The following is a 12,407-nucleotide window of genomic DNA, read 5'->3' as shown; positions in this document are numbered from 1 at the left end:
AAGATGTAATGTTGTCTTTCATATGTAGTAATTGTCATACATAAGACCATTAAACAAATTAGGGAGGTGTAAATGTGAAAGTTTATTTAGATAACTCTGCAACTAGTTATCCAAAACCAGAAGATGTTTACTATTCTGTTTTTAATTACATGAAAAATATAGGTGCGAATCCAGGCAGAGGTGGATATGCTAATGTTTTAGAAGGAGACAGAATTATATTTAGCTGTAGAGAAGCTTTAATGAAGCTTTTTAATTTTAACAAACTTGAAAATGTAATTTTTACATCAAATATAACTGAATCCCTTAACATATTATTAAAAAGTGTCATAAAAGAAGGATGGCATATTATTACTTCATCTATGGAGCATAATTCAATTTTAAGGCCACTTTCTAATCTGAAAGAAACTAAACACATTGATCTAGATATAATTGAATGCCCAGAAAGTGGAATTCTCAATATTGAAGATTTTAAAAAAGCTATTAAGTTTAACACTAAACTAGTAGTTTTAACTCATGCTTCTAATATAATAGGTAGCATTCAACCTTTAAAAGAAGTGGGCAAAATCTGTCAGGAAAAAGGTATTTATTTTATAGTAGATTCTGCTCAGAGTGCTGGTGCTATACCTGTAGATTTTTCTGAAATAGGCTGCAATGCATTAGCTTTTACAGGACATAAGTCTCTTTTAGGTCCTCAAGGAACAGGCGGCTTTTTAATTGACGATGATTTAAATAAAGAAGCTTCACCTTTTATTGAAGGTGGTACAGGAAGCCTATCAAAAAGTATAACTCAACCTGACTTTCTTCCTGATAAATTTGAAAGTGGAACATTAAACGCACCTGGTATAGCTGGATTACTTGCAGGAATTAATTATATAACTAAAGAAGGAATTTTATCAATCCAAGAAAAAGAACAACAGCTTTGCCAACATTTTATTGATGGACTTTTAAATATACCTTCTATTAAAGTCTATGGTGCTAAAGATGCATCTTTAAGAACTCCTACTATTTCTATAAATTCAACTAAAATTAATAATGCCGAATTAGGATTTATTTTGGATAGAGACTACGGAATAATGGCTAGAGCAGGATTACATTGTGCACCTTTAGCTCATAAAACTATAAAAACTCTTTCTGAAGGAACTTTAAGATTTAGTTTAGGGCCATTTAACGATAAAAAAGATATTGACTACACTTTATATGCACTAAACTTAATATTAGGCTCTGTTTAAAAAAGATGTCAGAGATTTCAAATCTTAAAATTTTCATGGTGGTAGCTTGTTGAAAAGCCCACATTTACTGTTGATTGATTCTAAAGGTGTATTTTTAGTTTTTGACAATAATTTACATGTGAAAAAGGAAAAATAAATTGGATATTAAGTGTGAAATTTTAGTAGGAGGTGTCAATGTGGCTCAAAAAAGACTTACAGAGCTAAGTAAAACTTCAGGATGAGCAGCGAAAATAGGGCCGGAGACCCTGTCAAAAATATTAGGCAAGTTACCTAAAATGGAAGATAAAAATTTAATAGTAGGAATAGAAACCTCCGATGATGCGGCTGTCTATAAGATAAATGATGAAATGGCAGCTATACAAACATTAGATTTTTTTACTCCAGTAGTCGATGATCCTTATACTTTTGGACAAATTGCTGCAGCAAATTCTATAAGCGATGTATATGCAATGGGTGGAAAACCGACAGTAGCTTTAAATATAGTGTGTTTTCCAAATTGTTTATCTATAGACGTTTTAGGAGAAATATTAAGGGGAGGAGCAGATAAGGTAATTGAAGCAGGAGCAGTAGTTATTGGAGGTCATACTGTAGAGGATGATGAGCCAAAATATGGATTATCTGTAATGGGAATAGTCCATCCAAATAAAATTCTTAAAAATTTTGGATCGAAAGTAGGAGAGGATGTTATTATAACAAAGCCATTAGGAACTGGAATAATAAATACTTCTATAAAAGGTGGAATGGCATCAAAGAAAGCTTACGATGAAGCTGTAAAGGTTATGGCTACCTTAAATAAATATGCAAGTGAAATAATTGCAAATTATAATATTTCAGCTTGCACAGATATAACGGGTTTTGGACTTATGGGGCATGGATATGAAATGGCAGAAGCTTCAGGTGTCACTTTTAAATTATATAAGGATAAAATACCTTATATAAAAGAGGCAAAAGAGTATGCAGAAATAGGACTTGTACCAGCAGGAGCTTATAATAACAGAAAACATATAGAAGGTAAATTTGAGTTTAGAGATACTCCAGAATGGATGAAAGATATATTATTTGATCCTCAAACCTCGGGTGGGCTTTTAGTAACTTGTTCAAAAGAGGAAAGTTCTAAAATAATAGAGGAACTTTCAAAATTGGAATTACCGTCATCGATTATTGGCGAGGTAGTAACTAAGCAAGAAGAAGGTTATATCATAGTGGAGTAAAGAGGATGGAAATACGTGTGGGGGAATTAAAATGTTTAGAAGCATTCATACACAATTTTTAGTTATATCTATTGCCATTGTTTTTATTATATTGCTTTCTATAGGAGAAACAGTTAGTAATCAAGTAAACATACAAACTAGAAATGATTATATTAATAACTCCAATGAGCAAATGAATTTAGTGGATAATGCAATTAAAAATTTTTATAGTCAAATTGATAAAGATATAAATATGATGGCCGCAGATCCTCTAGTAATGGAAGCTGATAATACTATAACGGCTTATAATAACAATCCCAAAATGCAAATGACACCATCAAAAAACGGAGGAAGGGAACAGCAGATTTATGAACTTTTCAAACGTTATGGTGATAGTCATCCTGGCACTATGTACGTTTATTTCGGAACAGGAACGGGCTCCTATCTCCAGTGGCCTGAAACCGAGATACCAGCAAATTATAATACTTCAACAAAGAGTTGGTTTAAAACGGGGATAAGTGGTAATGGTTCAATAGTTAGAACAGCACCTTACAAGGATAGCATGACTAATACACTGATTACTAGTAACGTACGATCATTTAATGATGCAAATGGAAAATTACTAGGGGTAATAGGTATCGATGTTCAGCAATCTGTTATCAGCAACATGTTAAGTAATATGAAGATTGGTAAAACAGGCTTTTTCATGATAGTTCATAATACAGGAGTCATTCTAGCAGATGGTAGTAAGCCTCAAAATAATTTTAAGAAACTTAGTGACTTAAAAATAGGTGGTTTAAATAATATAATTGCAAAAGATAGTAAAATCTTTGAGGTAAATATTAATGGAGTTAAATATATGGTAAATCCCCATAAAGTTAATGGAACGGATTGGGTTCTAGCATCCTTTATGTCAGATAATGAGTTGTCGTCAGGTGCTAGAAATATAGAAAAAAATATATTGATAATCTCCATTGTAATTCTCCTTATAACGTTTGTATTAATTACATTTGTCTCAAAAATTATAACAACTCCCATAAAGAAATCGTCCCAACACTTAGAAGCAATTGCAAAAGGGGATTTTACGCAAAATATTGAAGCTAAGTACTTAGCAAGAAAAGATGAGATTGGCATAATTACAAATAGTATCAATGATATGAAAAATTCGTTGAGGGATTTGATAGGCAGCATAATAGATGAGTCCTTGAGTATAGAGAATGAAGTAAATGGCTCAACTAAAAATATCAATATATTATATGAAGATTTAACTGATATATCAGCCACAACAGAAGAATTAGCCGCAAATATGGAGGAAACAGCTGCATCCTCAGAAGAAATGTATGCAACTTCTCAAAATATTGAAAGAGCAGTACAGAGTATAGAAAAAGTATCCAAGAAAGATATAGAAGTAGCTACACAAATAAGCAGAAGAGCAGAAGATATCAAAATTAATGTAAACAATTCTCAAAGAAAGGCTGATGAAATTTTTGTAAATACAAAGAGACAACTCGAAGAAGCACTTAAGGATTCAAAGATTGTTCAGCAAATCAATATCTTTTCTGAATCCATTATGCAAATAGCAGAACAAACCAATTTATTGGCATTAAATGCGGCAATTGAAGCAGCTAGAGCAGGTGATTTAGGAAAAGGTTTCTCTGTGGTTGCTGATGAAATAAGAAAGTTAGCAGAAAAGTCGAAGGAAACAGTACTCAAGATTCAGGATGTAACTTCAAAGGTTACGGCTTCAGTAGATAACCTTTCTGTTAATTCCAATAGTCTATTGAACTTTATGTCTACAGATGTATATAACGATTATAAAACTATGCTTGAGGTGTCATATAAATATAATGAAGACGCAAAATTTGTTGATGAGCTTATTAATGAGTTTAGTTATGCTTCCCAGCAGCTTTCTGAATCAGTAAAGAATGTAATAGCTATTATTGATGGTGTTACTAAAGCCGCTAATGAAGGAGCAGTTAGTACTACCAGTATAGCTAATAAAGTTTCAGATGCGAATATCAAATCTAATGAAGTCATGGAAGTAGTTATTAAGTCAAAAGAAAGTGCAGAAAAACTCAAGGATGACATAAAAAGATTTAAAGTATAGATATTAAAAAGCTTGAGAAAGTTTTTTCCTTAGGCTTTTTAATGTCTATGATGGTGGAGATATAATTTTAGAATAGTTTAGAAGGTGAAGATAAAGTGGAAAAGAATCAACTGTTAAGAGATCTACCAAAGATAGATGAACTTCTAAAAGAAAATATAGTAAACAATGAACTAAATTTTACAATGAGAAAGATTGTTGTTGAGACATTAAGAGAGACTATAGATAACTATAGAGAGCTTATATTAAGCGGCAGTATAGATGAATATTCAAAAGAGAATATATTAAAAAGCTTTTTAGAACTTTTAGAAGAAAAGAAGGGTTCAAAATTTAAAAAAGTTATAAATGCTGCAGGAGTTATTATACATACTAATCTAGGGAGATCACTATTAGCTAAAAAGGCTTTAGAGAATGTTGTAAATGTGGCTGATAACTATAATAACCTGGAATATGATTTGAAAAAAGGACAAAGGGGTTCAAGGTATAGCCATGTTGAAGAACTCATTAAGAAGGTGACAGGAGCAGAAGCTGCTATGGTTGTAAATAATAATGCAGCTGCAGTTATGCTGGTGTTGAATACTTTGTGTAAGGATAAAGAAGCAATTGTATCTCGAGGGCAGTTAGTTGAAATAGGAGGTTCTTTTAGAGTGCCAGATGTTATGAGTTTTAGTGGAGCAAGGCTTGTAGAAGTTGGGACAACAAATAGAACCCATTTATATGATTATGACAATAATATAAATGAAAATACAGGTGTTTTACTAAAAGTACATACATCTAATTTTAAAATTCTAGGATTTACAGAGGATGTATCTTTAGAAGAACTAGTTAAGCTAGGGTATGAGAATAAAATGCCTGTAGTTGAAGATATAGGAAGCGGCACATTAATAGATTTTTCAAAATATGGATTTACACATGAACCTACAGTTCAGGAAAGTATTAAAAAAGGTGTAGATGTAGTCACTTTTAGTGGAGATAAGATGCTTGGGGGACCGCAGGCAGGAATAGTTATAGGTAAAAAAGTATATATAGATAAAATGAAAAAAAATCAACTTACGAGAGCATTGAGAATAGATAAAATGACACTTGCTGCATTAGAGGGAACACTTAAGTATTATTTAGATGAAAAAGAGGCTGTAGAAAATATACCTACGCTGCATATGATACTAAGCCAAAAAAGTGATCATAAAAAAAGAGCACAAAGACTTAAAAAGAAACTTCAAAGCAAAATTAAAAACTTTAAATTTGAGTTAGAAGAAGATTATTCAATAGTAGGTGGAGGTTCAATGCCTACGGAAAAAATAGATACATATATTATAAAGGTAGAAAGTGATAAGTTTTCTCCGCAAGAATTAGAAAAAAAATTAAGAGAAAATAAAACTCCTATAATAATTAGAATTTCAAATAATGAGGTTATATTAGATGTAAGAACTATTTTTGATAAAGATTTTGATATAATAGTAAATGCTTTTATTTTTTTAGATTAAAAAAGAGGTAGTAATGTATATGAAACATATTATAATTGGAACAGCAGGACATATAGACCACGGAAAGACCACTCTTATAAAAGCCTTAACTGGTAGAGAAACAGATACTCTCAGAGAGGAAAAAGAAAGAGGAATATCCATAAACCTTGGATTTACTTTCTTTGATCTGCCATCGGGTAAAAGAGCAGGAATTATAGACGTGCCAGGGCATGAAAAGTTTATTAAAAATATGTTAGCAGGAATAAGCGGCATAGATATAGTTATTTTAGTAATAGCTGCAGATGAAGGAATAATGCCCCAAACAAGAGAACATTTTGAAATTCTTCAATTATTGGACGTTAAAAGAGGTATTGTTGTCATTACAAAGTCAGATTTAGTAGATGAAGAATGGTTATCAATGGTAAAGGAAGATATAAAAAATGAATTTAAGGGGACTTTTTTAGGAAATGCTCCAATTCATTCAGTATCTTCTAAGACTGGTATTGGATTAGATGCTTTGATAGGAGATATAGACAAATTTGCAGAAGAATCAGAAGCTAAAGATATACGAGGGCATTTTAGGCTTCCGGTAGACAGGGTATTTACGATAAGTGGATTTGGAACAATAGTGACAGGAACAGTTATAAGTGGATCCATTAAGGAAGGTGAAATAATAGAAGTTTACCCAACAAAGCTTGTATCTAAAGTAAGAGGAATTCAAGTGCATGATCAGCCTGTAAAGGTTGCTGAAGCCGGACAGAGATGCGCTATAAATATAGCAAATGTAAAGGTAAGTGATATTAAAAGAGGAGATGTAATATCTGTTGAAAATTTAATGGAACCATCCTTAATGGTTGATTGTAAATTATATTATTTAAAAAGTGCATTAAAACCCTTAGAAAATAGGCAGAGAGTAAGGCTTTATCATGGAACAAGTGAGATCATATGTAGAGTTGTTATATTAAATAAAGATCAGGTGGAGCCAGGAGAAGAAGCACATGTGCAACTAAGGTTAGAAAAACCTCTAACTGCTCAAAGAAATGATAGATATGTAATACGAAGCTACTCACCTATGAATACTATAGGAGGTGGATCTATAATTGAGCCACTTGCTAAAAAAGCAAAACGATTCGATCAAGAATATATTGAAGAGTTAAAGATAAAGGAAAGTGGAAAAACTGAAAGTATATTAGAAAATACTATTAAAAATTTAAGTAAGGAATATCCAAGGATCACAGACATATTAAAATCATTAGGGAAAAATGAGGAAAATATTGAGGAAAAGCTAGGAAAACTAATAAGTGAAAATAAAATAGTGAAATTTGACAGAGGAGATAAAGCAATTTACGTTCATAGCTATTTTATTAATAAAAAAATAGCTGAAATAGTTAATATACTTGGTAAATACCATAAGGAAAACCCACTTAAATGGGGGATATCTAAAGAAGAAATAAAAAATAAAGTGTTTGGGAAATCACTGAATCAGAAAACCTATGGTCAGATGATGGATTTGCTAGTAAGTGAAAAACTATTAGTTATACATGGCAATTTTATTTCACTTCCGGAATTTAGTATAATTTATACTAAAGAGCAAAAATTAATAAGAGAACACATTATAAAATCTTTCAAAGCTAGTAAATTTTCACCTCCCAAATATAATGAACTTGAGACAAAAGAGAAGGATACTAAAAACTTTAGAATGGTATTTGATTCTATAGTGGATGAAGGTATTTTAGTAAAAGTATCAGAGGATTGTTTCTTTTTGTTAGAAGATTACAGGAAAGTTAAAGAATTAGTTATAAATATTATAACTAATAATGGAAGTATGACTTTAGCAGAACTAAGAGATGAGTTGAATACAAGCAGAAAATATGCTGAGGCACTTGCAGGACATTTTGACAGTATAAAGTTAACTAAAAGGCTAGAAGATAAGAGAGTGCTTTATTAATACTAAAGAATTATAAAAAAGCTACTTTGGTTTAGTAAACAGATTAATTATATTATAATTGTATCATAAAATGTGATACAATTAATCACATAAAGTGATAAGAAAATAGATAAAAAGTGTTGACATAATAAATGCTACATCTTATAATATTTTATGTGATTAAATATGGGAGTAGATAGGTTCTGGTGTTCCTGGCGGTCTTCAAAACCGTTCTGCCGTGCTAAGACCATGACGGGTGGGTTCGATTCCCACATATTCCCGCCATTAATAGGACATCAAGATGTTTAGTGAATTTGTAAAGTTTACTAGATGTCTTTTTATTTAGTAGAAATTTAAAACTTTTTTAATCCCGAAAACATCCATTATGTATTTTAATGTAAATGTTATGTAATAATGAAACTAATTTAAAAAAAGAACACCTTATTTTAGAAGCATGAGTATTTAAGCATTGCTTTTAAGTAAGGTGTATTTTTATGTGCTTTTATTGAAGTTTAGAATATTTTATATTTTGAATTTTAATATATGGCGTTTCATCTATAAGAAAATTATATTTAACTTAAAAAAATGTAAGTGTTATACTGTTAATAACATATTGTTACAAAAAATGGCTATTTAAGTTAAAATTTTTAAATATATTAATAGAGTATGGGATCAATTGGAAATATAGAGAGAAAGTTAGGAGATACAGCAAGATGATTAAGATTGAACATTTAAAAGTACGATTTGGTCAAGTTGATGTTCTAAAAGATATTAATATTGATATAGGTAAAGGTGAAGTTATAGCATTAATCGGTCCATCAGGTACTGGAAAATCTACATTTCTTCGTTGTCTTAATTTTTTGATCAAGCCTACACAAGGTAAAATCACAATTGATGGCTTTACTATAGACGCTAAGACTGCATCGAAAAAGGATATATATAAAATAAGGCAGAAAACAGCTATGGTTTTTCAAAATTATAATTTGTTAAAGAACAAAACTGCCTTTCAAAATATCATGGAGCCTATGATAACAGTGCAAAAGAAAAGTAAAAAAGAAGCGGAAGAAATAGCATTAGATCTAATTAAAAAAGTAGGCCTTTTGGAAAAAAAGATGCATATCCAAGAGAGATGTCAGGTGGTCAGCAGCAAAGAATAAGGAATTGCAAGAGCAATGGCTGTGAATGCAAATGTGATCCTACAAGGAATTAAGATCAACTTAGTTACATATGATAGTTCTGATTTATTATTTGAAGCTTTTCGTCAAGGAAAAGTTGATGCTATGATTTACTCTGCAGGTGAAGCGGCATATAAAATTAAAAATGGACTTCTTGATGCAAGAATGGTTGAAGAAAATGTTACAGTTGGAGCAAAAGCATATCCATTCGTAAAAGGTAATGCCAATTCAGAAAAATTAAATAAAGCTGTTACGAAGGCTATTCAGGAAATGAAGAAGGATGGTACATTATCAAAGATTTATCAAAAGTGGTATGGGCAGGACTTTAGTGAGAAACCGAAGGATGCTAAAATAGCTAATTAATCCTGCATTATAGAAAGATTAATGATGAGGAAGTGTTGTAACTTGTTAAAGTACGTTGAAAGAAAACAAACCGATAGTAAAAAATGGGATGGATTGGAGGCTATGTTTGGAGCTTCAGATCTAATGCCACTATGGGTTGCAGACATGGATTTCAAAGTAGCTGACTGTGTTATTGAAAAACTTAAAGAGTATTTAGACTTTGGCGTTTTGGGGTATTATAAAGAACCTGAGCAGTATAAGCAGGCTTTTATAGATTGGGAGCAAACTTATCACGGATACACAGTTAAGGAGGAATGGCTTCGTTATTCTCCAGGGGTTGTTCCCGCTATTAATTGGTTCATACAGTTACTTACAGAGAAGAAGGATTCTATTATTGTTTTAACACCTGTATATTATCCATTTTTAGATGCTGTAAAAAATAATGGCAGAAACCTGATAGAAAGTGATTTAATCAATGAAGGCGGGAATTACACTATTGATTTTAAAGACTTTGAAGATAAAATCATAGAAAACCATGTAAAGTTATTTATACTTTGTTCGCCACACAATCCTGTAGGCAGGGTTTGGAAAAAGGATGAACTTAAAGGTCTTATGAATATCTGCAAAAAGCATAATGTAAAGGTAATTTCAGATGAAATTCATCAGGATATTGTAATAGGTGAAAATAAGCATATACCGGTGGCTACATTAGGAGATTATGACTCTATCCTTGTTACACTTACAGCTGGAACGAAAACCTTTAATCTCGCTTCATGTAAAAATTCTTTTGTTATTATACCAGATCCTCAAATCCGAAAAGCCTTTGATACTTTTGTACAATGTATTCGTATTCCAGATGGAAATGCCTTTGGATATATTGCAGTACAAAGTGCCTATGAAAAGGGAAGAGCATGGTTAGAAGCAGTATTGCATCAAATTCAAGAAAATTATCTATATATTAGAGAAAAGTTTCATAAGGAACTTCCTCTTGCTGAAGTATCTCCTTTAGAAGGAACTTATTTGCTCTGGATTAATCTAGGTAAGTACGTAGAAGGTGATGAGCTGGAAAGTTTTATTAAAGAAAGATGTAAACTCGCTTTAGATTTTGGAGTATGGTTTGGAGGAAAACGGTTTAATCAGTATGTAAGAATGAATATTGCTACGTCAAAAGAAAATATAATTAAAGCTGTTGAACAACTTATACAAGGAATAGAGGATACATGTCATTGATAATCATGAAATAGTTATACTATCATTTTTTTGTGTAGAATGGAGGAGTAAAATTGATAGTTATAGAGAATCTTAGCAAAAGTTATGGAAAATTGAATGTTTTAGACAAAATCTCATTAACTATTAATGATGGAGAAATTTTTGGGTTAGTTGGAAGAAGTGGTGCAGGAAAATCTACATTGTTAAGGTGTATTAATGGTTTAGAGAATTTTCAAGAAGGAAATGTAATAATTGATAATGTAAAAGTTAATTCATTAGATAGAAATGAATTAAGAAAATTTAGAAAAGATATTGGAATGATTTTTCAACAGTTTTCAATTCTAGAAAGGAAAACTGTGTATGAAAATATTGCACTTCCAATGAAGTGTTGGAAATTATCAAAATTAGATATAGATAAAAAAGTTAAGGAACTTGTGGAATTAGTAGATATTAAGGACAAGCTTTATGTGAAAACTAATAATTTAAGTGGTGGTCAGAAACAGCGTGTTGCAATTGCTAGAGCTTTAGCAATGGAACCTAAAATATTACTATGTGATGAAGCAACATCAGCATTAGATCCTCGAACAACAAAAGACATATTAGCACTATTAAGGAAAATCAATGAAAAATTAAAGATCACAATAGTGTGTGTAACACATCAGATGTCAGTTGTAAGACAATTATGCACCAAATTAGCGTTATTAGAAAACGGAAAAATTGTTGAAAATGGGGATGTCCGACGAATATTTATAAATCAGTCAGATGCTTTACAAAGATTATTAGGAACTGAAAATTATGAACTAATAGAAGGATGTAATTATCAATTAATAACTACACAAGCTGATGAAAGTGATGCATTGCTGTCTAAACTGGCAATAGAGGTAAAAATTCCATTTTCTATTGTAGACGGAAAGGTAGAACATTTTAGAAAAGAAAAAATGGGAAAATTTATTATAAATTTTCAAGAACAATATGAAGAAAAATTTCTTTCATATTTTAAACAACATCATGTTATTTATAAAAAAATACATGCTAAAATGTAGAAATTTTACAATTAGAGAAAGGAAACAGTAAAATGAGGGATATACCATGGGAAGAAATTATTAATAGAATTATGTTACCTGCATGTATTGCTACATTAAAAATGCTTGTATTAGGAGCTTTATTAGGTGGCTTTTTTGGCTTTATATTGGCTATGCTTATGTATATGACAAGAAAAGATGGCATACGGCCAAATAAAACAGTTTATGCAATTTTAAATGCTTTGATTAGTGTTATACGTTCTTTTCCATTTATTATATTAATGGTTTCAATTATACCGTTGACACGCTTAATTGTGGGAAGTAGTATTGGTTGGCAAGCAGCAATTGTTCCATTAACAGTAGCTGCGACACCATTCATGGCACGTATATTTGAAAATAGTTTAAAAGAGGTAAATCCATCATTAATCGAAGCAGCAAAATCTTTTGGAGCTTCTGACATGCAAATTATTTTTAAAGTAGTTATTGTAGAAGCACTGCCATCACTTGTATCAGGTTATATCTTATCTGTAATTCAAGTATTGAATTTTACTGCTGTTGCAGGAACTATTGGTGCTGGAGGATTAGGAGCTTCTGCACTGCAATATGGTTATCAAAGCAATAATGATAAAGTAATGTATTCAATCGTTTTAGTACTTGTTGTGTGGGTTATTCTAATTCAGGTAATAGGTGATTTTGTATATAAAAAAATTAAATAAACGATTAAAAAATATATATAATAAGGGGAA

General features: G+C 31.1%; 10 protein-coding genes and 1 tRNA gene. All 11 read left to right on the top strand.

Features of this window, described 5'->3' with window-relative positions; translation table 11 throughout:
- Positions 1-74: 74 nt before the first annotated feature.
- The 11 genes from WY13_RS02990 to WY13_RS02945 all read left to right on the top strand — a co-directional run bounded on the left by WY13_RS02990 (position 75) and on the right by WY13_RS02945 (position 12,377).
- On the top strand, positions 75-1,229 hold the full coding sequence (locus WY13_RS02990) for an aminotransferase class V-fold PLP-dependent enzyme (RefSeq protein ID WP_063554219.1): 1,155 nt from the start codon (positions 75-77) through the stop codon (positions 1,227-1,229).
- Between the two features lie 176 nt (positions 1,230-1,405).
- Positions 1,406-2,440: a selenide, water dikinase SelD gene (gene selD, locus WY13_RS02985; RefSeq protein WP_082848357.1), complete on the top strand. Its 1,035-nt coding sequence runs from the start codon at positions 1,406-1,408 to the stop codon at positions 2,438-2,440.
- A gap of 31 nt (positions 2,441-2,471) precedes the next feature.
- Positions 2,472-4,526 carry a methyl-accepting chemotaxis protein gene (locus tag WY13_RS02980; RefSeq protein ID WP_063554217.1) on the top strand — a complete coding sequence of 685 codons (2,055 nt, stop codon included), beginning with the start codon at positions 2,472-2,474 and terminating at the stop codon, positions 4,524-4,526.
- A 95-nt stretch (positions 4,527-4,621) separates the two neighbouring features.
- Entirely contained in the window at positions 4,622-6,007 is a 1,386-nt protein-coding gene (gene selA, locus WY13_RS02975; protein ID WP_063554216.1) for an L-seryl-tRNA(Sec) selenium transferase, read from the top strand.
- A gap of 19 nt (positions 6,008-6,026) precedes the next feature.
- A complete protein-coding gene (selB, locus tag WY13_RS02970; RefSeq protein WP_063554250.1) occupies positions 6,027-7,934 on the top strand; it encodes a selenocysteine-specific translation elongation factor in 1,908 nt (635 codons plus the stop codon).
- A 167-nt stretch (positions 7,935-8,101) separates the two neighbouring features.
- Positions 8,102-8,198 (top strand) — tRNA-Sec (locus tag WY13_RS20810).
- A gap of 428 nt (positions 8,199-8,626) precedes the next feature.
- On the top strand, positions 8,627-9,070 hold the full coding sequence (locus tag WY13_RS02965; RefSeq protein WP_242866309.1) for an ATP-binding cassette domain-containing protein: 444 nt from the start codon (positions 8,627-8,629) through the stop codon (positions 9,068-9,070).
- Positions 9,071-9,085: 15 nt separating this feature from the next.
- Positions 9,086-9,451 (top strand): transporter substrate-binding domain-containing protein, encoded by a 366-nt coding sequence (locus WY13_RS02960; RefSeq protein WP_242866308.1) that lies wholly within the window; start codon positions 9,086-9,088, stop codon positions 9,449-9,451.
- A 42-nt stretch (positions 9,452-9,493) separates the two neighbouring features.
- A complete protein-coding gene (locus WY13_RS02955) occupies positions 9,494-10,660 on the top strand; it encodes a MalY/PatB family protein (protein WP_063554215.1) in 1,167 nt (388 codons plus the stop codon).
- 53 nt (positions 10,661-10,713) lie between these two features.
- Positions 10,714-11,682 (top strand): methionine ABC transporter ATP-binding protein, encoded by a 969-nt coding sequence (locus tag WY13_RS02950; RefSeq protein ID WP_063554214.1) that lies wholly within the window; start codon positions 10,714-10,716, stop codon positions 11,680-11,682.
- 32 nt (positions 11,683-11,714) lie between these two features.
- The gene (locus WY13_RS02945; RefSeq protein WP_063554213.1) at positions 11,715-12,377 is read left to right on the top strand and encodes a methionine ABC transporter permease; all 663 of its coding nucleotides are present in this window, start codon (positions 11,715-11,717) and stop codon (positions 12,375-12,377) included.
- Positions 12,378-12,407 lie beyond the last annotated feature (30 nt).

The sequence above is a fragment of the Clostridium ljungdahlii genome, assembly GCF_001636845.1.
In the GTDB taxonomy this organism is placed as follows: domain Bacteria; phylum Bacillota; class Clostridia; order Clostridiales; family Clostridiaceae; genus Clostridium_B; species Clostridium_B ljungdahlii_A.
The sequence above is the reverse complement of the archived record's forward strand: the minus strand, read 5'-3'. Positions and strand labels throughout refer to the sequence as shown.